This is a genomic window from Streptococcus timonensis, assembly GCF_047460355.1.
GTDB classification, from domain to species: domain Bacteria; phylum Bacillota; class Bacilli; order Lactobacillales; family Streptococcaceae; genus Streptococcus; species Streptococcus timonensis_A.
Genome location: NZ_JASHGL010000001.1, coordinates 501,134 through 523,221 on the forward strand (window position 1 = coordinate 501,134; position 22,088 = coordinate 523,221).

A 22,088-nucleotide genomic window follows, 5' to 3' on the forward strand; every position below is an offset into this window, starting at 1 on the left:
TATAATTTGTCAAATAATCAACATTTCTTATTAGGTCGTTTATTGCGCATAGTACATGTATGTATTCCACATATACGTTACATTAAAACTGAAAATTTCATGTAGACTTAGAATTGCTTAAATCAGGGAGGATAATAGGTTTGTAACTAAGTACTTTATCAGCTATTTCCTCGGAGCTCATGTTTGTCCAATATATATAATCTGATATATTTGGATCTGTGACCAAATTTTCTAATTTTTCAAGAAATAAATCTTCATCCTCTTCTGAGCCTTCAAAATTTCTTAACTGATCAATCAGTTTGATTAAATATAATCTATCCAACATAATGCTATCCTCCTTCAAAATGGTATTTCGGGTCTAGTATCTCTTTATGGAATTTTGGTGTAACAATCAGCATATTATCCATATCATAAATACCACCACGATTAATAGGAGTTTTATGATGTATTTGATACGAACTTACTTTACCATCATGTTGACATTTGGCTGCTTTAGGTGCTTTCCCCTGAGCCATCCTTTTCTTATTAGCCTTCGAAAAATCCTCAACTAATTTTGGATCTTTTGCTACTTCTTTCCAAAAGGCAGCTCGGAAATCATCAAAACTATCAAAAGATTTACCACGTAATTTATCTGCTACAGATTTAGGAAATACACCAGCATTTCCATGTATACCCTTCAACCATTTTTTCCAATTTAATTACCATTTCTGATGCAATTTCTGGTAAATTTCTAGGACTTAATCCTAAAGGATTAAACCAACTATTTATATTGGGTGAAAATTCATAAAGATTCTCCCCACCTTTCAACTCAATCGGATCCTGATTCACAAACCGACCAGCATCTGGCTCATAATACCTGAAGAAGTTGTAATGCAGCCCCGTCTCACGGTCAGCGTACTGGTTTTGCTAGTGGAAGGGTCGGTATGCGCTATCCGCATCCTTGGTTTCCTCTTTTAGACGACCCCAGCCGGTGTAGTTGCCGAACCACAGCAAATTACCGTCCTTATCGGTCATCTCTCTAAGGATGCCGATTTGGTCGCAGTGGAAGTAGTGGGTTTGTTGGCGGTTTTCGCCGTCTTCGTTGATGTGGTTTTGATAGGCGAAACCGCGTACGTACCGCACGTACCTTACGTCAGGACTGAAGGTTTTGTGCGGGCTACGACTTACTTTACATCGTAATTGGAAGTTTCATTGGCTACAGTTCTATTACACCTCGATAAAACATTCAAAAAAATCAAAGTGATTTTTATCGAATGCAATTAATAACTTGCCTTCAGGTATTTTTTTCCCTGTCATACCTCCTATGCAAATTCCGAGGTTCTTAAAAAGAATATATTTTTTTCCTTCAATAAATTCTGAATCGATGGCTTTAAGGTCTTCGATTGAATTTTTAAATATATCAATATCTCCTAATATGGGATTAGAATCTTTTAAGCAATATCCATAAACTAGTTTATCGTTTTCATAAACTAACTCACAAGCATTTCTGTATTCCACCTTATTATTCATAATATTATCTTCAACCATTCTTGCTGGTTTTCCATGTTTTTCTTGTACTTCCTCAAGAGAAGTACCAAATACAAAACCACCAATTGATTCATATGGCTTAATCAAGTAGTTCATATTAACCCTTTCCAATATATTTACATTAATAAAATTAGGGACATTTACCAATAATTCTACGAAATCTTGTTGCCTGTTTCCTAGAAATTCTTTCTGCCGTTTGGTTTCCGAAATCATCCTTCCTACATGATTTTATATACGCCTTTTATTCTATTTCAAAGGCAGCAGTATGATATGAAAATCCTTTTGTGCGTATATTTTTGACGAAATAAGATGAAAGTCGCCTGAAAGTTCGTTTTCAGACGACCTCTATGTCAACTGCTAATGAGATTATTAAAGAACAAATGTTTCAGACGACCTCAAAGAAGATAGTGAGGTCGTTTGAACAGAACCCGTGTGTGTGTGCGTGCGTACCGCACACCCTACGTCGGGATTGGAAGTTTCATGTGGTCTACGGCTTGCTTGGGCTACTTTACAGTTGATAATTAAATTTAGAAAATTATGTCTAATACTCTATTTTTTAAAATAAATTCTTTTTTTAAATGTTCTAGAATATTATCTAACTCTTCCTTGCTTAAAATTTGGTTGGTCTTAGTAAATTTTGCTGTTTTCGCATATAGGGAAAAGTGAAACTCATTATTTGGAAAGAACATTTCTCCTTCAAATGAAATTTCATGTCCATTTAAAGAAACAATTAACATACCTCTTGAAATTTTTTCAATTACGAAATCATCCATAGTAATTACCTTTGAAATATAACAGTTGAAATCTTTGTTTTAGGATCTATTATTACTATTTTTGTTATATTAGGATTGTTCTTCAAAGCGGGTAATTCTCTATTTTCCCATATATTTCCTGGTCGCAGATCTTTGCCAATAACGCCTGTTACAGTACCAGAAGCGCATGTTGCATACTCTGATGAAATATCTTCCCATGCTTTAATGCTTGCTTGGTTATTTTGATTCCACGTAGGCATGATAATTTTTCTAGCTTCAATTAACATTTCTAATATTGTTCCTCCATTAGATTTGGCAATATCGGCAGCAATATGTTGTCCACCAATACCATCTGTTCTACCTGACCAAAAAAATGCTTTGTTTGGTTCTGTTTTAACTTTGCTATTTTCACAGCATTTATTCAAACATAGAGGATCAACCCACTCCTGAGTATTCGGCGCAAAAGCATAAAAATTCTCCCCGCCCACTAATCCTATGGGATCTTGATTGTTAAACCGTCCGATTCTACTGTCGTAGTACCTGAAGAAGTTGTAATGCAGCCCCGTTTCACAGTCGCAATACTGGTTTTGCAGGCGGAAGGGCTGGTGAGCAGTTCCCGTTACGTTCGTCTCACTCTTCAGTTTGCCCCATCCGTAATAATCGCCAAACCAAACCAGATTGCCTTCGTCATCGGTCATCTCTCGCGGGATGCCGATTTGGTCGCAGTGGAAGTAGTGGGTTTGTTGTCGGTTTTCGCCGTCTTCGGTTGTCCAGTCACGGACTTGCGCGAGCGGTTCGTAGGAATCTTGGTCGGCGTAGATATAAGTATACATGCCGTCCGGGTGGATTTCTTGAAGCAGATGGCTGCCATCCCAAACGAAGCGGGTGTGGTTTTCTAGGTCGTTCCCGCTTAAATCATGTGGGAATGACGTTTCTGAAACTTCTTCGTTTTTCAAACGACCTTTGCCTATCCTTCTGCCCAAGGCGTCGTAGGTGTAGGACCAAGTTTCTTTCGTACCGTCTTTTTTGAAGATTTCGGCCTTAACCAGTTGGTCGTGCAGGTCGTAGAAATAGTTCTGCACTTCGCCATCTGCCAGTTCGCGGTGGATCAGGTTGCCGAGGTCGTCGTAGTAATAGCTGCTGCCGTTGTAGGTTTTCAGGCGGTTGTCGGGGATGGCGGAGCGGTCGTCTGAAGGTTATTTCAGACGACCTTGATATTTTGTTGGGTCTCGACCCAACCTACGCTTGCTGAAAATTGATTTCAGATGATCTTGCGATTTTGTTGGATCTCAATCCAATCTATGGCTAATATTCAATCGATGTTTACTACTTCGATATCTAGATGAATATGAAATTAGACATAGAATTATTGATTTTTTTCCCGAAGAAATTGATTAAAATTCAAAAAAAAGTTATTCAATGCTATTTCTTCATCTTGATAGAGGAGAAATAGCAATTTATCCCATGAAATACTATATCGATCAATGTGGTAATTTTCTTGAATCCAATCTGTAAATTCTATAAGTATTTCTGAATTTTCTGTATGTTTAGGATTCCTAAAATGCCAACCGTCTAGAAAAGCTTTTAAGCAAAAAATACTATTATGTCCAATATACATCATTGGCCTTTTTTCTATTTCTAAGAGAAGCTTTACAATGTTATTTTGCATTTTTAACCTTTCTTAATAAGAAACTGATGAAAAGCTATGCCCACCTGGTAAAACAAGGTCTGAAACCCATTTATTATATTCAATGCCTCCAGGATTCATATTATCGAATACAGTATCTCCACATTTAATCGCATGATGAATTCCATTTTCTGAAATATTTGCTTTTGCGTTATCACTCCAAATATTTCCATAAGCACCGTGATTTGAATGAGTTTTAACTTTTACTCTTTCTCCACTGGATACCTTCTTTTTCCATTTCTTTCTGCAAAGCATCTGCAAATTCTTCACATTTGAAACGTTGTTTAAATTTTGGGCTTAAATTTCTAGCTAATTCTTTTACCTTTTTTACATTATCTTCATCACAACTCCAACCAAAAGGATCAATCCATTTTGTTATATTAAAAGAAAAAGTATAAAAATTTATTGAACCATTTAACCCAATCGGGTCTTGATTCACAAACCGCCCGACCTCAGGCTCGCAATAGCGCATCAGGTTGTGATGCAGTCTGGTCTCTTCATCACAATACTGGTTTTGCAGGCGGAAGGGTTGGTATGCGCTATCCGCTACCTTGGTTTCCTCTTTCAGACGGACCCAGCCGGTGTAGTTGCCGAACCACAGTAAATTGCCGTCCTTATCGGTCATCTCCCTAGGGATGCCGATTTAGTCGCAGTGGAAATAGTAGGTTTGTTGTCGGCTTTCTCCGTCTTCGTTGGTCCGGTTATGTACCTGTGCCAAGGGTTCGTAGCTGTCTTGGTCAGAGATTTTGATCAGGTTGCCAAGTCCATTTGGCACCGTATTTTTCAAGGAGATCAAAGCTGGCTTGTGGTCCCATGCTACCTGATTTATAATCATGAAGAGGAGCACCATTATCAGCCCACAACTTTTCGATACGGTCAATCAATTCCCAAGAAGCGCTAACTTCTTCCCAATGGCTAAAGTTAGTCGAATCGTTATTTAATACATCGTAGATTAGCTTTTCATAAGGATCTGGTGAAGCACCTGTAGCTGTAGCATCAGTTCTGTAGTCAAGCGAATTATGTGCAAGTTTGAACTCTTCTCCAACTTCTTTACCGTTAAGGCTGAGAGAGAAACCTTCGGTTGGTTGGATATAGATGGTCAAAATGTTTGGTGCTAGAGGCTCTCCAAAAATTGAATCCATTTGCTTAAAGACGATATTGACATGCGTTCCCTTTTCAGTCATTCGTTTACCTGTACGGAAGAAGAATGGAACACCACGGAAACGGTCACTCTCAACAAAGAAGGCACCTGAAGCAAAGGTTTCTGTCATTGATTCTGGGTTAACATTTGGTTCGCTACGGTAAGAAATGTACTTCATACCATCAATTTTACCAGAACGGTATTGGCCTCTAATGAAGTGTTCTTTGAGTTCTTCATCTGTTGGATGATAGAGGTTTTTAAAGACCTTGATTTTCTCTGCGCGAATGTCATCTTTGGTAAAACTTGCTGGTTTGTCCATAGCAAGGAGAGAAAGAAGCTGAAGTGTGTGGTTTTGTACCATATCACGAAGGGCACCAGACTCATCGTAGTATCCTCCACGCTCTTCAACACCTAGACGTTCTGCAAATGTAATCTGAACATTGTCAATGTGCTCACGATTCCACACATTTTCAAAGATCATATTGGCAAAACGAACTGCAAAGATACTCTGAATCATCTCTTTACCAAGATAGTGGTCGATACGATAGATTTGCTCTTCGTTAAAAGTAGCTAGAAGCTCTTCATTTAGTTTGCTTGCGGTCTCATAGTCAGTACCAAAAGGTTTCTCAACAATCAAACGTTCAAAACCTTTACCATCAACGATTTGCTCTGACTTGAGATGTTTAGCAATAGTTCCAAAGAACTGAGGTGCCATAGATAAAAAGAAGAGTTTGTTGTGTTCAGTTTGATACTTTTCATTTAACTCTGCCTGAAGTTTGCGTAATTCGATATAGTGTTCTGTATCATTAACATCATGGCTTTGATAGTAGAAGTGACTAGCGAACTCTTGAGCTTGCTCAGGACTATCTGCTAAATCAAGAATAGAGTCTACGACAACAGATTCAAAATATTCTTTACTCCATGGTCGACGAGCAGTTCCAATTACAGCAAAATGCTCTGAAAGATTGCCTGATTTGTAAAGTCTAAAAAGTGAAGGGTAGAGCTTGCGATGAGCCAAGTCTCCACTAGCACCGAAAATTGTAACAATAACTTTTGATGACATCCAGCTACCTAATTTCTATTTACTTTCCTAGATATTCTAGGCATGAGGAAACCCTCATTTTGATACCTTCTATTTTATCATAATTTTCAAAAAAATCCAAAATCCCAATATAAGTAAGAAAAAAACTGCAAGGTTTACCTTGCAGTTTTTTTAAGCATTGAGGACCTTGTCCAAAAATTCTTTTAGACGAGGGTGTTGTGGATTGTCAAAGATTTGATCAGGTGTCCCATCTTCTAGGAATTCACCGTCTGCTGTAAAGATAACTCGATTGGCAACCTTACGAGCAAATCCCATTTCGTGGGTTACGATGATCATAGTCATGCCTTGTTCAGCCAATTCTTTCATAACGTTCAGAACATCGCCAACCATCTCAGGGTCAAGGGCAGAAGTTGGCTCGTCAAAGAGCATGATATCTGGATTCATAGCCAAACCGCGAGCGATAGCCACACGTTGTTTTTGACCACCGGATAGACTTTCAGGATTGGCATTGGCCTTGTCAGCAAGCCCAACTTTTTCAAGGAGTTCCATACCTAATTTTTCAGCTTCAGCCTTAGTCATTAACTTATGTTCTACAGGAGCGAAAGTGATATTTTCCAATACGGTCATATGTGGAAAGAGATTGAAGTGCTGGAAAACCATTCCGATATTTTCACGAACATGGTCTACGTTGGTAGATTTATCCGTCAAATCATAGCCATTAACTGTGATGCTTCCTTTTGTTCCTTCTTCGAGGAGATTTAAGCTACGCAAGAAAGTTGACTTACCTGAACCAGAAGGTCCAATGATACAAACAACATCTCCTTCATAGAATTTCGCTGAAATTCCTTTAAGGACTTTGTTTTTACCATATTGTTTATGTAAGTTATGAACGTCAATTTTTAATTTTGCCATTATTGAATCCTCTTTTCTAAGCGTTTGGCTAATCTAGTTAGAAGAGTGATAATCACAAGGTAGAAGACTGCGAGAATTGCATACATTTTGAAACTTTGGTAGTTACGAGCAATGATAATCTTACCAGTTTGGAAGAGTTCTACCAGACCTATTGCAGATACGATCGTTGTATCTTTAAGAGCGATAACAAATTGGTTGACGAAGTTTGGAAGCATGAGCTTGGTTGCTTGTGGCAAGACAATCTTACGCATGGTTTTTCCATATGAAATACCAAGACTTCGACTGGCTTCCATTTGCCCAACAGGAACGGCCTTGATACCACCACGAACAATTTCAGCAATATAGGCAGCTGAGTTTAGGGAAAGTGCGATAGTACCAGCGACAAAGTCGTTGATTGGACTTTGTTGACCTGTAAGAGATTCGATAAAGTTAGGAATGCCCCAGAAAATGAAAGCAGCAAGAATCATCAATGGAATACCACGGATAACGTCAACAAAGATTTCAGCAATAAGGCGAAGAGGTTTATAAGGACTCACGCTAAACATACCAAAGATAATACCGATAACAATAGCAATGGCAAAGGAAACAAGTGCTAATGCCAGAGTGATTCCGAGACCGCTAAGGAGTTGTTTGTAGTTGTTTTTCAACAAGCCCCAAATAGTCGTTTCATCTGCAGTTGAGGTTATGGTAGTAGAGTCGTTAGCTAGATACTTATCCAGAATTTTTTGGAATTCACCGTTTGCTTTAAGATTTGCTAGTCCCTTGTTAAACTTCTCTAGCAATTCTTGATTGCTTCCTTTTTTAACAGCAAAAGCTGTTTCACCAATTGGAGTACCTGCGATTGGTGTTTTTAACTTTTGTCCTTGACTAATAGAGTATTTAATAACGGGTTCGTCGTCCATAACGGCATCAATTGAACCAGTGTTTAAGCTATCATACATAGATGCAGCATCGGAAAAAGTTTTGATCTTGTAACCGTACTTGCTTTGATTCTCTGTTAGGAAGGTTTGTGAAGCAGTACCATTCTTGACACCCACAGTCTTACTGTTCAAATCTTCATAAGAAGAAATAGAGCTTGATTCTTTAACACCAAGAATAGTATTTGCTGTATAGTAAGAATCAGAGAAATCAAAAGTTTCTTTACGAGCATCAGTTACTGACATACCTGCAATGATACCGTCTGCTTGTCCAGATTGGACTGCGTTAATAGCAGCATCAAAACCTGGATTGGTAATCTCGATTTCAAAACCTTGGTCTTTAGCGATTGCCTTGATTAGATCCATATCGATACCAGTGTATTGATTGCTTGAGTCCTGGAAAACAAATGGCGCAAAAGATGAGTCACTGGCGATAACATACTTGTTTTTTTCTGTATCAGCTTTTGCTATTCCTAGTGAAAGAATAGGAAATAAAATTAGCAAACAAGCTAGAATTTTTTTCTTCATGTGATGTCTCCTTTCAAGATATTTACAAATTATATCAAAAAAGTTAAAGAACGGCAAATATTTTATATTTCGATGTAAGAAGATATAACATATAACAAAGTGAGATGGTCTGTTGAGAAACAGAAACTCTTTCCTTTTTATGGTAAAATAGAAGGATAGAAAATGTGTATGAGGCTATTATGATAAATCGAATTACAGACAACAAATTTAAACTTGTATCCAAATACCAACCTTCTGGGGATCAACCGCAGGCCATTGAACAGTTAGTTGATAATATTGAGGGTGGAGAAAAGGCTCAAATCTTGATGGGGGCGACTGGTACGGGGAAAACCTATACCATGAGCCAGGTCATTGCCAAGGTCAATAAGCCGACCCTAGTCATTGCCCACAATAAAACCCTAGCAGGCCAGCTCTATGGGGAGTTCAAAGAATTTTTCCCTGAAAATGCTGTTGAGTACTTCGTATCTTACTATGATTATTACCAGCCAGAAGCTTATGTTCCTTCTAGCGATACCTACATTGAGAAGGACAGCTCTGTTAATGATGAGATTGATAAACTTCGTCACTCAGCAACTTCAGCTCTCTTGGAGCGTAATGATGTTATCATTGTAGCATCTGTTTCTTGTATCTATGGTTTGGGTTCTCCTAAGGAATACGCTGATAGCGTGGTAAGTTTGCGTCCGGGTCTTGAGATTTCTCGAGATAAACTGCTCAATGATTTGGTGGATATTCAATTTGAACGCAATGACATTGACTTCCAACGTGGAAGATTTCGTGTACGTGGGGATGTGGTGGAGATTTTCCCAGCCTCTCGTGATGAGCATGCCTTTCGTGTTGAGTTCTTCGGAGATGAAATCGATCGTATTCGTGAAGTCGAAGCTCTAACTGGTCAAGTTCTGGGCGAAGTGGATCATTTGGCGATTTTCCCAGCAACTCACTTTGTGACCAATGACGACCACATGGAAGTAGCTATTGCTAAGATTGAGGCTGAGTTGGAGGAGCAGTTAGCTATCTTTGAGAAAGAAGGTAAGCTCCTCGAAGCGCAACGCTTGAAACAACGAACAGAATACGATATCGAGATGCTTCGTGAGATGGGTTATACAAACGGGGTTGAAAACTACTCACGCCACATGGATGGACGAAGCGAAGGAGAGCCACCGTACACCCTTCTTGATTTCTTCCCAGATGATTTTTTGATTATGATTGATGAGAGCCACATGACTATGGGACAGATCAAGGGCATGTATAATGGAGACCGTTCACGTAAGGAAATGTTGGTTAATTACGGTTTCCGTTTGCCATCTGCCTTGGATAATCGTCCTCTTCGTCGTGAAGAGTTTGAAAGTCATGTTCACCAAATTGTCTATGTGTCAGCGACACCTGGTGATTATGAACACGAGCAGACTGATACCGTGATTGAACAAATCATTCGTCCGACTGGTCTTTTGGATCCAGAAGTGGAAGTCCGTCCAACTATGGGACAGATTGATGACCTCCTAGGTGAGATCAATGCCCGTGTTGAAAAGAACGAACGTACCTTTATTACAACCTTGACCAAGAAAATGGCTGAAGATTTGACTGACTACTTCAAAGAAATGGGCATCAAGGTTAAATACATGCACTCGGATATCAAGACTTTAGAGCGAACACAGATTATCCGTGACCTGCGTTTGGGTGTTTTTGATGTCTTGGTAGGGATTAACCTCCTTCGTGAAGGGATTGACGTGCCAGAAGTTAGTCTAGTTGCTATACTCGATGCCGACAAGGAAGGTTTCCTTCGTAATGAGCGAGGACTCATTCAGACCATTGGTCGTGCTGCCCGTAATAGTGAGGGGCATGTCATCATGTATGCTGATACTATGACTCAGTCTATGCAAAAAGCCATCGATGAAACGGCTCGCCGTCGTAAAATCCAGATGGCTTATAATGAAGAACACGGTATTATTCCACAAACTATTAAGAAGGAAATCCGTGACCTGATCTCTGTAACCAAGGTAGTTGCCAAAGAAGAGGACAAGGAAGTCGATATCAATAGCCTTAACAAACAAGAACGCAAAGAACTTGTTAAGAAACTAGAAAAACAAATGCAAGAAGCCGTAGAAGTGCTTGACTTTGAACTAGCAGCCCAAATTCGAGATATGATGCTGGAAGTCAAGGCGTTGGATTGAGGAATAAATATGATCGATTTAAGAAAACTAATTGAAGAAGATTTGGTGTCTTTGTGGGAAATTGCTTATTCACAATCTAATCCAATTTGGAAGCAGTATGATGCTCCCTATTATGACGATTATCAGCATTTTCCTAATTTTCAAGAATTTAAACTACAAAAATCAGAATCTACTCTAAACAACTCAAATCGCCTTGGTATTTTTGTTGATGATAAATTAGTTGGGACTGTTTCGCGCTACTGGGTATGTAAACAAACAAGATGGATGGAATTGGGAATTTGTATTTATGATAACAAATTTTGGAACTCTGGAATTGGAAAAGCTGCTATGCTACAGTGGATAGATCGGACATTTCAGGATTACTTGGAGTTGGAGCATCTTGGTTTGACAACTTGGTCAGGAAATTTTGGTATGATGAAATTGGCTGAGAAATTAAGAATGAAAAAAGAAGCTCATATTCCAAAAGTTCGTTATTATCAAGGCAAATATTTTGATAGTATTAAATATGGCATTTTGAGAGAAGAATGGGAGGAAGCAAATGGTCATCACTGTCAAACAGATGGAAACTCCTGAAGAGATAGAAGGCAAGTCCCTCGTTCACTGGCAAACGTGGAGAGAGGCTTATGACGATCTTTTACCTGCAGAATTTCAGGAGACGATGACATTAGAAAGATGTCGATTCTTTAGTCAAAAATATCCAGAAAATACCTTGATTGCGATGGATGGAAAGCAGGTCGTTGGATTTATCAGCTATGGAAGTTTCCGTGATGAAACCATTCAAGCTGGTGAAATCATTGCCTTATATGTTTTAAAAGACTATTACGGAAAAGGCATTGCTCAGAAGTTAATGAAAGAAGCTCTTAGTACTCTTGAACATTTCTCTGAAATATTCTTATGGGTATTGAAAGAGAATAAGCGAGCCATTGCTTTCTATCAAAAAATGGGTTTTATTGTTGATGGCCAAGAAAAAATACTTGAACTTGGAAAACCTGTTAAGGAATTGCGGATGGTGTGTTCTTCAAATAAAGATTCCTAAAGACGTATCTATCAATATTTGAACTATTATCAATTAATCAAGTGTAAAGAGTGAAAGAGATAGAATGAAACAAAGAGATGAAGGTGAGAACGAATGAAAATTTTAGTCATTAATGGGCACCCTGATAAGGAAAGTTACTGTCAGGCTATTTTTCAAACCATTATAGAAAACATTGACTCAGGTCGCCATGAACTTGAAGTCATCAACCTTAATGAAGAGGACTTTGATCCTGTTTTACGTTATGGCTATCGAAAACGTATGGACGAAGATTCTTTTATCCTTCGTTCTCAGGAATTAATAAAGTGGGCAGATCATCTGATCTTTGTTTATCCCATCTGGTGGAGTAGTATGCCTAGCCTCATGAAAGGCTGGATTGATCGTGTCTTCACACCTGGAATTGCTTACTCTGCTAATGATCAGGGAAGTTTTATCTGGAATTACCTTAGAGGTAAGCAGTTTAAAAAGTTATTAAAAGGGAAAACAGCCAGTATTTACGCAACTTCCATGGCGCCCACTTGGTGGTACAAAATCTTTTCGGGCCCTCTCAACATTCCAGATAGCTATGGAATATCCGTCTTAAAGAATGCGGTCTTGAATCACTGTGGAATTAAAACTAAGCGCGTCTGCATCTTAGGAGAAGTCGGCCGGGATGTGAATACAGCAAGTATGCGTGAAGAGCATCTCCAAAAAGTAGCAGAAGAAGTTAAAAAACTACCATGAAACAAAAAAAGTAAGAGACAGAAAACATTAAAAAACACCAGAAATCAAAGCAAAAGATAGGAATGCTAAATTGCATGAATCTTTTACTGATGAAGCATACAAAAGTTGCTTTTCTACTTGATGCAAGCGTTCTGTTGTTTTCTGCTCTAGGAATATTATGTCTATTGTACGGGACAACCCTTATTCCAAGTACCTATCGGGAACTGCATTATAGTTTTCCACTTTATTTAAATATCGTTCTTTTGGTGAATGCATATTATCATACTTTCCTTCGTACCTTTAGGAAAGACTGGATTTCCTTGCGAAATTTTGCAGAAGTGTTTTTATATCCTAATGGAATTGCTTGTGTATTACAGTTAACGATTGGGATGACCTCTAAAACAGGAAGATGATTACTTCCGATATGGGCATTAGACTATCGCTATATCTGGTTTCCCCTCGCTACTTATTTCATTTTCTTTCTAGTGCCTATTGTGACAATTATAATTTCCAAACATATTGAAAAGAAAAAGGAGGAAGAAAATAATGGGGAAAATACATTCAAATAAAAGTAATTCAAATACAAAAAAGAATCCCTCAAGGAGAGAAAGTTTTCAGCTCTGGCTAGATTCTCATAAATTTTTAGGATTCTTCTTGATCCTCAGTCTTATCCTAGCAATAGGACTAAGTTTGAATCTAATTTTTGAAAGTCTCCCTATTCCGTCGCCCTATAGAGATATCAATTATAGTTTTCCATTATATATAAATCTTTTTTGTCTGGTGTATCGATTATTTGACTATTGGTTCCTAGACTTGTCTGGTGCAAGGATGACAATAAAAAGATTTGCAGATTTATTTATCTATCTTAATAGTATCGGGTTAATAGTCCATCTCTTTATTGGAATTAGCGGAAAAAACAGTAAAGGGATTTTGCCTTCTCTCTTATCCCTAGATCATCGCTATATTTGGTTTCCTATAGCAACCTATCTGGTCTTTTTTACCATACCTGCTTTAATGGTTTTGTTTATGAAATATATTGAAAAAAGGAGTCAATCATGATGAAACATCTAACTATATTTAGGGTAATTTACCTTCTGTTCCTCGTATTCGCCCTGATTCATTTTATTTTAGGTTTGTTCGGTTTTGCTTTTACACCTATTGTGTGGAACATCTGGTTATTTAGTCTTTGCCTTACTTTATTTATTCATCCATGGACTATCTTCTATAAAACTAGAATCTTTCAATGGCATCATCTAATTTTTCAGACTCTCAGTGGCTTTTTCGCTCTTTTAATCTGGTTAGTGATATTCTTTTTCCTATCTTTTATTCCAGACTCATCGATTCCTGTCAGTATAGACTATCATGTTAATAGTAAAGACAAGGAGATAAGGATTAATAGAGGATCTTTACTTGATGATATTCGTGAATATCACGACTGGATTAATCCCTTGATTATGAAGTCTAAAATTAAATATGTGATAGAAAATTAACCAGAGAAAGTGAGTTTTATGTCTCGAGCACAATTAACCATTTTAACCAATATTTGTCTAATCGAAGATCTTGAAAAGAAGCGCGTGGTTATGCAGTATCGTTCGCCCGAAACCAACCACTGGTCTGGTTATGCTTTTCCAGGAGGTCATGTTGAAGATGGAGAGGCCTTTGCAGAGTCTGTCATTCGTGAAATCTATGAAGAAACAGGTCTGACTATCAGAAATCCTCAACTGGTCGGCATTAAAAATTGGCCACTAGATTCAGGTGAGCGTTACATTGTCTTTTGTTATAAGGCTACTGAGTTCTCTGGTACCCTTCGTTCTTCAGACGAAGGAGAAGTTTCCTGGGTACAAAAAGACCAGATTCCAAATTTGAATCTGGCCTATGATATGTTACCTTTGATGGAGATGATGGAAGCTCCAGATAAGTCAGAATTTTTCTATCGTCATCGTACAGAAGATGGATGGGAAAAGAAAATATTCTAATCCTTTACTAAATAACCTAACTTGTCCAAGGCCTTCTCGATATAGAGGAGGTCTTGTTCGTTTTCAGCTTCGACTAGGTGATAATGGACGCCATCTGTTAATTCAGAAAGTGGTCTAAAGTCAGACCGTTCGACTTGCTCTAAAAAATGCTGAACGTCACGGCGACAAGAGAGTTTAAGCAAGGTTTCAATTTCTCCGTAGACAGGATGATCAATCAAGGTATTGTGAACACGTCCCCCATTATCGACGATAGCTAGAAGTTCTTGACCGATTTCTTCCATCTCGTGCTTTACTTTAAACAGTTTGTGAACATACGGATTGGTTTTGCTTTCTTTATAAATATAGCCACGATTGGTTGATAAGATAGGAGCACCGTCTGCACGAAGAACTGCAATGTCCTGAACGATAATCTGGCGAGTGACATGAAAATGTTCTGCTAATCTTTTTCCGTTTAGAGGTTTTTGAGCTTCTTTTAAGAGTTGTAGAAGTGCTTCTTTTCGATTTTTTGTCATATTCTTCTTTCTTAAGCTTAACGGCGTTTTTTCAATGCTTTATAAACAGCTAATGCTAAGTAATAATCTACCATACTATGAATAATTGTACCAATACCAACAAGTACAAATAAGACATAAAACATATTTTCTACATTAGTTCCAGTTCCTGCATAAAAGATAATACAAGCAAAAACTTCTGCGATGGCATGAACCAAACCTAGGATAAAGTTAAAAATCAAAGAAGATTTTGGATTATCTAAAGTTTGAGGATGTTTTTGCAGATAGAAGGCGCCCAAAGTACCAAAAAAGATATGGGAGAAAGCTCGAAGTACAATGACAATTGGATAACCAGCCATGAGGAATCCTAGGCTAGAAGCTATAATGACAAAGATTGCCATCCAAGGAGAAAGGAACATAGCAATAAAGATTGCAACGTGGCTTCCTAGAGTGTAAGAAGCGGGTGGAATAACAACCTTGAAGGGCATTATTAAGGGGATGAGGATTGCGATAGCAGTCAGCAGTGCTGTCAAAGTCATAAATTGTGTTTTCTTCTGTGTATTCATAATAACTCCTTTTTAAGTGTATATACACTTGTATGGTACAATAAATAAACATACTTGTCAAGTATAAAAACTCTTGTCACATGCACCTTTCAATCTAAAATAAAAAAGAAATTTTTTTAAAAAAATAGGAGAAAACTCTTGCTTTATATTCTCAAGTATGTTAAACTAATAAGCGGTTTGAAAAAACTGCCTAAGACAGTAGGGGAGCAAGACTCATAAATATCCTACCGAGGACAAAACGTATCATGTAAAAAGAAGCGTATTGTACTTTCGTGTCTAGGTTTGGGCGCGTTTTTCTTTTGGAAAAATTCCCCAAGCAAAATAATTACGGAGGTGAACACACTAATGAGTGAAGCAATTATTGCTAAAAAAGCGGAACTAGTTGACGTAGTAGCTGAGAAAATGAAAGCTGCTGCATCAATCGTCGTTGTAGACGCTCGTGGTTTGACAGTTGAACAAGATACAGTTCTTCGTCGTGAGCTTCGTGGAAGCGAAGTTGAGTATAAAGTTATTAAAAACTCAATCTTACGTCGTGCAGCTGAAAAAGCTGGTCTTGAAGATCTTGCATCTGTTTTTGTTGGACCATCTGCAGTAGCATTTTCTAACGAAGATGTTATCGCACCAGCGAAAATCTTGAACGACTTTGCTAAAACTGCTGACGCACTTGAAATCAAGGGTGGTGCAATCGAAGGCGCTGTCGCATCTAAAGAAGAGATCCTTGCTCTTGCAACTCTTCCAAACCGCGAAGGACTTCTTTCTATGCTCCTTTCTGTACTTCAAGCGCCAGTGCGTAACGTTGCTCTTGCAGTCAAAGCGGTTGCAGACAACAAAGAAGACGCAGCTTAATCTTAAGCTACGCAGTGTAGCCTAGCTACAAAAAAATAAAAACTAATTTTAAAACTTATTTGGAGGAAATAACAATGGCATTGAACATTGAAAACATTATTGCTGAAATTAAAGAAGCTTCAATCCTTGAATTGAACGACCTTGTAAAAGCTATCGAAGAAGAATTTGGTGTAACTGCAGCTGCTCCTGTAGCTGTAGCTGCTGCTGGTGGTGCTGAAGAAGCTGCTAAAGATTCATTTGACGTTGAATTGACAGCTGCAGGCGACAAAAAAGTCGGCGTTATCAAAGTTGTACGTGAAATCACTGGTCTTGGTCTTAAAGAAGCTAAAGAACTTGTTGATGGTGCACCAGCACTTGTTAAAGAAGGTGTTGCAGCAGCAGAAGCTGAAGAACTTAAAGCTAAATTGGAAGAAGCTGGAGCTTCAGTTACTCTTAAATAATAGAGCGACTACTTTAGTAGCTTAAAAACATGATTAAACCGCTATTCTTAGGAGTAGCGGTTTTTCATTTTGTTCGATAAGGGGTAAAAAGGGAAACGATGTCAAATTGGTATGTCTATTTTATATCATTTAGAAAAGATTCCTTATGAAAAAAATTTACTTTTTAATTTCATTTTGTTATAATAGATGACAAGAAAGAATATCTTATCAGTAAATCCTAAGCGAGCCTGTGGTAGTGAAAGTCAGGTGATTGAGAGATAAGTGTGGCGCTTTTGGTATTTTTTTAAAAATAATGAAGTAATAAATTAGGGTGGAACCGCGTTTTTGACGCCCCTAGGTCACTTGACTTAGGAGCAAAGGCACGGTTTTTTTGTGTTCTGAGTCGCAAACAAACATTTAAATTAAGGAGTATTCAATGTCTAAGAAATTAACATTTCACTGCGTCAGCGGCAGATACCTCCTTACAGTCGGACTGCCCCACGCTTAGCACTAAGTTGCCAGAGCTAGATGCAGTACTAACTCGTCTTGCCTCGTATGATCGACGAGGCAGACTCGTGTCGCAAGAAATTATAGAAAAAGGAGAAAACAATGTCTAAAAAATTGACTTTCCAGGAGATCATCCTTACTTTGCAACAATACTGGAATGACCAGGGTTGTATGCTGATGCAGGCTTATGATAATGAAAAGGGTGCGGGTACGATGAGTCCTTACACTTTCCTTCGTGCTATTGGTCCTGAGCCATGGAATGCAGCCTATGTAGAGCCTTCTCGTCGTCCAGCAGACGGTCGTTACGGAGAAAATCCGAATCGTCTCTACCAACACCACCAATTCCAAGTAGTCATGAAACCGTCACCTTCAAACATTCAAGAGCTCTACCTTGAGTCTTTAGAAAAATTGGGTATCAATCCTTTGGAACACGATATTCGTTTTGTTGAAGATAACTGGGAAAACCCATCAACTGGATCTGCTGGTCTAGGTTGGGAAGTTTGGCTTGACGGTATGGAAATCACTCAGTTTACTTATTTCCAACAAGTCGGTGGCTTGGCAACTGGTCCTGTTACTGCTGAGGTTACTTATGGTTTGGAACGTTTAGCTTCTTATATCCAAGAAGTAGACTCTGTTTATGATATTGAGTGGGCACCAGGTGTTAAATACGGAGAAATCTTCCTTCAACCAGAATATGAGCATTCGAAATACAGCTTTGAAGTTTCTGATCAAGATATGCTTCTTGAAAACTTTGAAAAGTTTGAAAAAGAAGCTGGACGTGCTTTGGAATTAGGCCTTGTACACCCAGCCTATGACTACGTTTTGAAATGCTCACATACCTTCAACTTGCTTGATGCTCGTGGAGCAGTATCCGTTACAGAACGTGCCGGTTATATTGCTCGTATCCGTAACTTAGCCCGTGTCGTAGCTAAAACATTTGTAGCAGAACGCAAAAAACTTGGTTACCCACTTCTTGACGAAGCCACACGCGCTCAACTCCTAGCAGAAGAGGAAGAATAGAAAGAATTACAGGAATAAATGACTGAAAGTCGACCGTAGGTCGCTAAATAAAACAAGACCGCTGTAGTGAAAGTCGGATAAGAAGTTTCTTATCCGACTGGGGAACTGACGAGACTTAAGGCTTGGCAGTTAGCAATGAAACCGAAGGTTTGCTTGCGTTCCCCACTACTAAAGGTCTTGTTGAAGAAAATTAATTGTGTAAAGGAAGAAACATGACAAAAAACTTATTAGTAGAACTAGGACTCGAAGAGTTACCAGCCTACGTTGTCACACTAAGTGAAAAACAACTGGGTGAAAAAATGGCAGCCTTCTTGGATGAGAACCGTCTTTCATACGAAGGGATTCAAACATTTTCAACTCCACGTCGTTTAGCTGTTCGTGTACTTGGTTTAGCAGACCAACAAACAGATTTGACTGAAGATTTTAAAGGACCTTCTAAGAAAATTGCTTTGGATGCAGAAGGAAACTTTTCTAAAGCAGCACAAGGTTTTGTCCGTGGAAAAGGCTTGACTGTAGATGACATTGAATTCCGTGAAATCAAAGGTGAAGAATACGTCTATGTAACTAAGCATGAAGCTGGAAAACCAGCGGAAGAAGTTCTGACTGGAATTCCAGAAGTCTTGGCTAGCTTAAGTTTCCCTGTTAGCATGCGTTGGGCAAACAATACTTTTGAATATATCCGTCCAGTCCACACTTTGACAGTGCTTTTGGATGATGAAGCTCTTGAACTAGATTTCTTAGATATTCATTCAGGCAGAGTGAGTCGTGGACATCGCTTCCTTGGACATGAAGTTGAAATCCGTCATGCTGATAGTTACGAAGAAGACTTACGCAAAGTATATGTCATTGCTGATAGTATTGAACGTGAAAATATGATTCGTGAACAAATCAAGGAAATTGAAGCAGAACAAGGCGTTCAAGTACAGATTGATGAAGGGCTTCTAAACGAAGTCTTAAATTTGGTCGAATATCCAACTGCATTTATGGGTAATTTTGATCCTAAATACCTAGAGGTTCCAGAAGAAGTTTTGGTTACTTCAATGGAAACTCATCAACGTTATTTTGTTGTCCGTGATCTTGAAGGAAATCTAAAACCAAACTTCATTTCAGTTCGTAACGGAAATGCAGAGTATTTGGATAATGTCATCCGAGGTAATGAGAAAGTCTTAGTTGCGCGTCTTGAAGATGGTGAATTTTTCTGGCGTGAAGACCAAAAGCTCAAGATTGAAGATTTAGTTGCTAAACTTTCACACGTTACCTTCCATGAAAAGATTGGTTCACTTCGTGAACACATGATTCGTACAGGGCAAATTGCTATCCTGCTAGCAGAAAAAGCTGGCCTATCAGTTGATGAATCTATTGATCTTGCTCGTGCTGCAGCCATTTATAAATTTGACCTCTTAACCGGTATGGTTGGTGAATTTGATGAGCTTCAAGGGATCATGGGTGAGAAGTATGCGCTTCTTGCAGGTGAAAATGCTGCAGTGGCACAAGCAATCCGTGAACACTACCTTCCAGACTCAGCAGACGGAGCTCTTCCTGAATCTAAAGTTGGAGCAATTCTAGCTCTTGCAGATAAATTAGATACTCTTTTATCTTTCTTCTCAGTTGGTCTCATTCCATCTGGTTCAAATGACCCTTATGCACTTCGTCGTGCGACACAAGGGATTGTCCGTATCTTAGATGCCTTTGGTTGGAATATTCCAATGGATGAGTTAATTTCTAGTCTCTATGCTCTTTCATTTGATAGTTTAACTTACGATAACCAAGAAGAAGTGCTTAACTTCATCAAAGCTCGTGTTGATAAGATGATGGGTTCTACTGCAAAAGATATTAAAGAAGCTGTTCTCGCAAGTTCAAACTTTGTTGTCTCTGATATGATTGAAGCAGCAGAAGCTCTTTCAGAAGCTACGAAAACTGAAGATTACAAATCATCAGTTGAGTCATTATCTCGTGCCTTTAACCTAGCAGAAAAGGTAGAAGGTTCCGTCAAAGTTGATGCAAGTCTCTTTGAAAATGAACAGGAAAAAGAACTAGCTCAAGCGGTAGAAAACCTAGAATTGAAAGGTTCAGCAAGCGATAAATTAACACAACTATTTGCTCTTAGTCCAGTTATTGATGCATTCTTTGACAATACCATGGTTATGGCAGAGGATATTGATGTTAAGAATAATCGTTTGGCTATTCTAGCTGAACTTGTCAATAAAGCAAAAACAGTAGCTGCTTTTAACCTTCTTAATACAAAATAGTAATTGAAAAGTAGATCGGAGATCCAAATATGACACCAGAAAAAATCGCTCGTATTAATGAACTTGCTAAAAAGAAAAAAACAGAAGGCTTGACTGCAGAAGAAAAAGTAGAACAAGCCAAACTTCGTGAGGAATATATTGAAGGCTATCGTCGTTCAGTACGTCACCACGTTGAAGGAATCAAAATTGTCGATGAAGATGGTAATGATGTGACTCCTGAAAAACTTCGTCAAGTGCAACGAGAAAAAGGTCTACACGGCCGTAGTCTTGATGATCCGAATTCATAAATAAAAAAATTCTCGGTTTGTGTGTGCGAACCGAGATTTCTATTATAAAAAAGGAACTCAAAATGGTTCCTTTTTGTTAGTTATTAGTTACTAGCACCAGAAGTTGCATCTGCGCCACCATCGGCTGAGTCAGAAGCGCCAGAAGTAGCATCGGCATCTCCGTGACCTCCAGCAGCAGGAGCAAAAGGTCCGCTACCGCCTACCAAACGTTGGCCAGTTTCTTTCAAGTACCAGTCAAGCCATGGTTGGAAGTTAAAGACAATTTCATTGATACCAGCATATGATCCATCAGGATAGTACATAGCTTGGTAGTTGTGAGTATTAATGACACCAGCTGGAGAACCTGGAACAATGGTACGTACGTATTGCTGGTTTCCATTACGAAGTGTACCGATGACCCACTCTACGTTCTTCATACGTGCAGGTGGAAGGGAACCGTGAATAGTTGACATACGGCCTCCTGATTGAGAAGGTACACGTTTAGCAAACATAGTATCTGGATCTTGGTGAGCATTGTTGTAGTAGAGGAATTGGTTGTTATCGTCAGCATATGTCAATTCAAAAGGCATAGCTTTCAAGAACATATCAATTTGGTTAACTGTAAGGATACCATGGTCAAGTTTAACGTATGTATCACCAGATACAGCGCCTGTAATTTCTGCAACTTTTTCTACCCATTCTGGATCATCAGGGTCAACTTCTGTAATAGTTGTAGCGATTGGTTTTCCACAATCTAAGTCTTCTGGATCAATTGGTTTTGGTTTTTTCAATTTCGAAACGACTCCTACGTATTTGACAAAGTTATCTAAGCAAGTCTCAAGGAATTTAACAGTTCCTTCGTTGATAATGTTTCCGTTATTATCAAAAGCTTCTTTAGCTTTTCCAAGAAGGAACTCATTACCTGGCAATGTGTAGGCATTTACTCCTGGTGCATCTAGAATCTTACGAAGGTGAACTTGAGCACGTGAAGTTCCTTGGTCATAGTATGAAGCACCAACGATCATCACTGGTTTGTTTTCAAATGGATGAACTTCGTATGAAAGCCATTCAAGAACTGATTTAAGTGAAGCAGAAATTGTGTGGTTGTGCTCAGGAGTGGCAATAATGACACCATCAGCACGTGTAATTCTGTTATAAAGAAGACGTAATTGGAAGCTTTCATCCCATTTTTCATCTTGATTAAACATTGGAACTTCATCGATTTCAAGAACTTCTAATTCAAATTTGAGTTTGAAGTTACGACGGATGAATTCCAAGAGTTTGCGGTTATATGATTGATCGTAGTTTGATCCAACAAGTCCAACAAATTTCATTCTAT

General features: G+C 38.6%; 27 protein-coding genes, 1 pseudogene and 1 other annotated feature. Of the genes and pseudogenes, 12 read left to right on the forward strand and 16 right to left on the reverse strand.

Annotation, left to right across the window (positions count from 1 at the left end; all coding sequences use genetic code 11):
• Window positions 1-97: 97 nt before the first annotated feature.
• The 13 genes and pseudogenes from QM941_RS02695 to QM941_RS02755 form a co-directional block, all read right to left on the reverse strand.
• The gene (locus QM941_RS02695) at window positions 98-325 is read right to left on the reverse strand and encodes a hypothetical protein (RefSeq protein ID WP_061863343.1); all 228 of its coding nucleotides are present in this window, start codon (window positions 323-325) and stop codon (window positions 98-100) included.
• A gap of 4 nt (window positions 326-329) precedes the next feature.
• Window positions 330-680: an HNH endonuclease signature motif containing protein gene (locus tag QM941_RS02700; protein WP_414338563.1), complete on the reverse strand. Its 351-nt coding sequence runs from the start codon at window positions 678-680 to the stop codon at window positions 330-332.
• Window positions 643-876 carry an RHS repeat domain-containing protein gene (locus tag QM941_RS02705; RefSeq protein ID WP_414338896.1) on the reverse strand — a complete coding sequence of 78 codons (234 nt, stop codon included), beginning with the start codon at window positions 874-876 and terminating at the stop codon, window positions 643-645. Before QM941_RS02705 ends, QM941_RS02700 begins: the two co-directional genes overlap by 38 nt.
• A 30-nt stretch (window positions 877-906) precedes the next feature.
• Window positions 907-1,122: an RHS domain-containing protein gene (locus QM941_RS02710; RefSeq protein WP_414338566.1), complete on the reverse strand. Its 216-nt coding sequence runs from the start codon at window positions 1,120-1,122 to the stop codon at window positions 907-909.
• Window positions 1,123-1,206: 84 nt separating this feature from the next.
• Window positions 1,207-1,740: a CTP synthase gene (locus tag QM941_RS02715; protein WP_414338568.1), complete on the reverse strand. Its 534-nt coding sequence runs from the start codon at window positions 1,738-1,740 to the stop codon at window positions 1,207-1,209.
• Between the two features lie 314 nt (window positions 1,741-2,054).
• The gene (locus QM941_RS02720) at window positions 2,055-2,300 is read right to left on the reverse strand and encodes a hypothetical protein (protein ID WP_004694811.1); all 246 of its coding nucleotides are present in this window, start codon (window positions 2,298-2,300) and stop codon (window positions 2,055-2,057) included.
• Window positions 2,301-2,305: 5 nt separating this feature from the next.
• Window positions 2,306-3,361 (reverse strand): RHS repeat domain-containing protein, encoded by a 1,056-nt coding sequence (locus QM941_RS02725; protein ID WP_414338571.1) that lies wholly within the window; start codon window positions 3,359-3,361, stop codon window positions 2,306-2,308.
• A gap of 284 nt (window positions 3,362-3,645) precedes the next feature.
• The gene (locus QM941_RS02730) at window positions 3,646-3,948 is read right to left on the reverse strand and encodes a hypothetical protein (RefSeq protein WP_414338574.1); all 303 of its coding nucleotides are present in this window, start codon (window positions 3,946-3,948) and stop codon (window positions 3,646-3,648) included.
• A 12-nt stretch (window positions 3,949-3,960) separates the two neighbouring features.
• Window positions 3,961-4,221 (reverse strand): papain fold toxin domain-containing protein, encoded by a 261-nt coding sequence (locus QM941_RS02735; protein WP_414338576.1) that lies wholly within the window; start codon window positions 4,219-4,221, stop codon window positions 3,961-3,963.
• Window positions 4,163-4,591, reverse strand: a complete 429-nt coding sequence (locus QM941_RS02740; protein ID WP_414338578.1) for an RHS repeat domain-containing protein — start codon at window positions 4,589-4,591, stop codon at window positions 4,163-4,165. The genes QM941_RS02735 and QM941_RS02740 overlap by 59 nt, the downstream gene beginning before the upstream one ends.
• A 112-nt stretch (window positions 4,592-4,703) precedes the next feature.
• Window positions 4,704-6,170: a glucose-6-phosphate dehydrogenase gene (gene zwf, locus QM941_RS02745; protein WP_414338581.1), complete on the reverse strand. Its 1,467-nt coding sequence runs from the start codon at window positions 6,168-6,170 to the stop codon at window positions 4,704-4,706.
• A 150-nt stretch (window positions 6,171-6,320) separates the two neighbouring features.
• A complete protein-coding gene (locus QM941_RS02750) occupies window positions 6,321-7,061 on the reverse strand; it encodes an amino acid ABC transporter ATP-binding protein (RefSeq protein WP_049494477.1) in 741 nt (246 codons plus the stop codon).
• A pseudogene (locus tag QM941_RS02755) lies at window positions 7,061-8,443 on the reverse strand (amino acid ABC transporter substrate-binding protein/permease); the annotation flags it as partial. The pseudogene QM941_RS02755 and the gene QM941_RS02750, both read right to left, overlap by 1 nt.
• A 242-nt stretch (window positions 8,444-8,685) precedes the next feature.
• Here QM941_RS02755 and uvrB point away from each other — a divergent pair.
• The 7 genes from uvrB to QM941_RS02790 all read left to right on the forward strand — a co-directional run bounded on the left by uvrB (window position 8,686) and on the right by QM941_RS02790 (window position 14,385).
• Window positions 8,686-10,674 carry an excinuclease ABC subunit UvrB gene (gene uvrB, locus QM941_RS02760; protein ID WP_414338583.1) on the forward strand — a complete coding sequence of 663 codons (1,989 nt, stop codon included), beginning with the start codon at window positions 8,686-8,688 and terminating at the stop codon, window positions 10,672-10,674.
• Window positions 10,675-10,683: 9 nt separating this feature from the next.
• Window positions 10,684-11,247: a GNAT family N-acetyltransferase gene (locus QM941_RS02765; protein WP_075567382.1), complete on the forward strand. Its 564-nt coding sequence runs from the start codon at window positions 10,684-10,686 to the stop codon at window positions 11,245-11,247.
• A complete protein-coding gene (locus QM941_RS02770; RefSeq protein ID WP_414338588.1) occupies window positions 11,213-11,710 on the forward strand; it encodes a GNAT family N-acetyltransferase in 498 nt (165 codons plus the stop codon). Before QM941_RS02765 ends, QM941_RS02770 begins: the two co-directional genes overlap by 35 nt.
• A gap of 93 nt (window positions 11,711-11,803) precedes the next feature.
• Window positions 11,804-12,430 carry an NAD(P)H-dependent oxidoreductase gene (locus tag QM941_RS02775; protein ID WP_414338590.1) on the forward strand — a complete coding sequence of 209 codons (627 nt, stop codon included), beginning with the start codon at window positions 11,804-11,806 and terminating at the stop codon, window positions 12,428-12,430.
• Between the two features lie 525 nt (window positions 12,431-12,955).
• On the forward strand, window positions 12,956-13,468 hold the full coding sequence (locus QM941_RS02780) for a hypothetical protein (RefSeq protein ID WP_414338593.1): 513 nt from the start codon (window positions 12,956-12,958) through the stop codon (window positions 13,466-13,468).
• Window positions 13,465-13,899: a hypothetical protein gene (locus tag QM941_RS02785; protein WP_414338595.1), complete on the forward strand. Its 435-nt coding sequence runs from the start codon at window positions 13,465-13,467 to the stop codon at window positions 13,897-13,899. The genes QM941_RS02780 and QM941_RS02785 overlap by 4 nt, the downstream gene beginning before the upstream one ends.
• 18 nt (window positions 13,900-13,917) lie before the next feature.
• Window positions 13,918-14,385, forward strand: coding sequence for an 8-oxo-dGTP diphosphatase (locus QM941_RS02790; RefSeq protein WP_414338598.1), 468 nt, complete (start codon window positions 13,918-13,920; stop codon window positions 14,383-14,385).
• On the opposite strand, the gene QM941_RS02795 is transcribed toward QM941_RS02790, so the two are convergent.
• On the reverse strand, window positions 14,382-14,897 hold the full coding sequence (locus QM941_RS02795; protein WP_414338600.1) for a transcription repressor NadR: 516 nt from the start codon (window positions 14,895-14,897) through the stop codon (window positions 14,382-14,384). The two genes, QM941_RS02790 and QM941_RS02795, sit on opposite strands and share 4 nt — an antisense overlap.
• A 17-nt stretch (window positions 14,898-14,914) precedes the next feature.
• Window positions 14,915-15,442 carry a hypothetical protein gene (locus QM941_RS02800; protein WP_414338603.1) on the reverse strand — a complete coding sequence of 176 codons (528 nt, stop codon included), beginning with the start codon at window positions 15,440-15,442 and terminating at the stop codon, window positions 14,915-14,917.
• A 171-nt stretch (window positions 15,443-15,613) separates the two neighbouring features.
• Window positions 15,614-15,749: a sequence feature (ribosomal protein L10 leader region), on the forward strand.
• 38 nt (window positions 15,750-15,787) lie between these two features.
• On the opposite strand from QM941_RS02800, the gene rplJ reads away from it, so the two are divergent.
• The 5 genes from rplJ to QM941_RS02825 all read left to right on the forward strand — a co-directional run bounded on the left by rplJ (window position 15,788) and on the right by QM941_RS02825 (window position 20,770).
• Entirely contained in the window at window positions 15,788-16,288 is a 501-nt protein-coding gene (gene rplJ, locus QM941_RS02805) for a 50S ribosomal protein L10 (protein ID WP_075229427.1), read from the forward strand.
• A gap of 74 nt (window positions 16,289-16,362) precedes the next feature.
• On the forward strand, window positions 16,363-16,728 hold the full coding sequence (gene rplL, locus QM941_RS02810) for a 50S ribosomal protein L7/L12 (protein WP_075229428.1): 366 nt from the start codon (window positions 16,363-16,365) through the stop codon (window positions 16,726-16,728).
• A 588-nt stretch (window positions 16,729-17,316) separates the two neighbouring features.
• Window positions 17,317-18,234, forward strand: a complete 918-nt coding sequence (gene glyQ, locus QM941_RS02815; RefSeq protein ID WP_316108606.1) for a glycine--tRNA ligase subunit alpha — start codon at window positions 17,317-17,319, stop codon at window positions 18,232-18,234.
• Window positions 18,235-18,446: 212 nt separating this feature from the next.
• Window positions 18,447-20,483 (forward strand): glycine--tRNA ligase subunit beta, encoded by a 2,037-nt coding sequence (gene glyS, locus QM941_RS02820; protein WP_414338608.1) that lies wholly within the window; start codon window positions 18,447-18,449, stop codon window positions 20,481-20,483.
• 29 nt (window positions 20,484-20,512) lie between these two features.
• Entirely contained in the window at window positions 20,513-20,770 is a 258-nt protein-coding gene (locus tag QM941_RS02825) for a DUF896 family protein (RefSeq protein WP_070678121.1), read from the forward strand.
• A gap of 83 nt (window positions 20,771-20,853) precedes the next feature.
• On the opposite strand, the gene QM941_RS02830 is transcribed toward QM941_RS02825, so the two are convergent.
• The gene (locus QM941_RS02830) at window positions 20,854-22,083 is read right to left on the reverse strand and encodes an NAD(P)H-dependent oxidoreductase (RefSeq protein ID WP_414338611.1); all 1,230 of its coding nucleotides are present in this window, start codon (window positions 22,081-22,083) and stop codon (window positions 20,854-20,856) included.
• Window positions 22,084-22,088 lie beyond the last annotated feature (5 nt).

Excerpts from the sequence above, each read along its gene's own strand:
- rplL (WP_075229428.1), top strand. The coding sequence starts at position 16,363 with ATGGCATTGAACATTGAAAACATTATTGCTGAAATTAAAGAAGCTTCA.
- QM941_RS02735 (WP_414338576.1), bottom strand. The coding sequence starts at position 4,221 with ATGCTTTGCAGAAAGAAATGGAAAAAGAAGGTATCCAGTGGAGAAAGA.
- QM941_RS02715 (WP_414338568.1), bottom strand. The coding sequence starts at position 1,740 with ATGATTTCGGAAACCAAACGGCAGAAAGAATTTCTAGGAAACAGGCAA.
- QM941_RS02775 (WP_414338590.1), top strand. The coding sequence starts at position 11,804 with ATGAAAATTTTAGTCATTAATGGGCACCCTGATAAGGAAAGTTACTGT.
- QM941_RS02730 (WP_414338574.1), bottom strand. The coding sequence starts at position 3,948 with ATGCAAAATAACATTGTAAAGCTTCTCTTAGAAATAGAAAAAAGGCCA.
- QM941_RS02780 (WP_414338593.1), top strand. The coding sequence starts at position 12,956 with ATGGGGAAAATACATTCAAATAAAAGTAATTCAAATACAAAAAAGAAT.
- QM941_RS02790 (WP_414338598.1), top strand. The coding sequence starts at position 13,918 with ATGTCTCGAGCACAATTAACCATTTTAACCAATATTTGTCTAATCGAA.
- zwf (WP_414338581.1), bottom strand. The coding sequence starts at position 6,170 with ATGTCATCAAAAGTTATTGTTACAATTTTCGGTGCTAGTGGAGACTTG.
- QM941_RS02740 (WP_414338578.1), bottom strand. The coding sequence starts at position 4,591 with ATGACCGATAAGGACGGCAATTTACTGTGGTTCGGCAACTACACCGGC.
- QM941_RS02800 (WP_414338603.1), bottom strand. The coding sequence starts at position 15,442 with ATGAATACACAGAAGAAAACACAATTTATGACTTTGACAGCACTGCTG.
- rplJ (WP_075229427.1), top strand. The coding sequence starts at position 15,788 with ATGAGTGAAGCAATTATTGCTAAAAAAGCGGAACTAGTTGACGTAGTA.
- QM941_RS02770 (WP_414338588.1), top strand. The coding sequence starts at position 11,213 with ATGGTCATCACTGTCAAACAGATGGAAACTCCTGAAGAGATAGAAGGC.
- uvrB (WP_414338583.1), top strand. The coding sequence starts at position 8,686 with ATGATAAATCGAATTACAGACAACAAATTTAAACTTGTATCCAAATAC.
- QM941_RS02720 (WP_004694811.1), bottom strand. The coding sequence starts at position 2,300 with ATGGATGATTTCGTAATTGAAAAAATTTCAAGAGGTATGTTAATTGTT.
- QM941_RS02795 (WP_414338600.1), bottom strand. The coding sequence starts at position 14,897 with ATGACAAAAAATCGAAAAGAAGCACTTCTACAACTCTTAAAAGAAGCT.
- QM941_RS02830 (WP_414338611.1), bottom strand. The coding sequence starts at position 22,083 with ATGAAATTTGTTGGACTTGTTGGATCAAACTACGATCAATCATATAAC.
- QM941_RS02765 (WP_075567382.1), top strand. The coding sequence starts at position 10,684 with ATGATCGATTTAAGAAAACTAATTGAAGAAGATTTGGTGTCTTTGTGG.
- glyQ (WP_316108606.1), top strand. The coding sequence starts at position 17,317 with ATGTCTAAAAAATTGACTTTCCAGGAGATCATCCTTACTTTGCAACAA.
- QM941_RS02785 (WP_414338595.1), top strand. The coding sequence starts at position 13,465 with ATGATGAAACATCTAACTATATTTAGGGTAATTTACCTTCTGTTCCTC.
- QM941_RS02695 (WP_061863343.1), bottom strand. The coding sequence starts at position 325 with ATGTTGGATAGATTATATTTAATCAAACTGATTGATCAGTTAAGAAAT.
- QM941_RS02825 (WP_070678121.1), top strand. The coding sequence starts at position 20,513 with ATGACACCAGAAAAAATCGCTCGTATTAATGAACTTGCTAAAAAGAAA.
- glyS (WP_414338608.1), top strand. The coding sequence starts at position 18,447 with ATGACAAAAAACTTATTAGTAGAACTAGGACTCGAAGAGTTACCAGCC.
- QM941_RS02750 (WP_049494477.1), bottom strand. The coding sequence starts at position 7,061 with ATGGCAAAATTAAAAATTGACGTTCATAACTTACATAAACAATATGGT.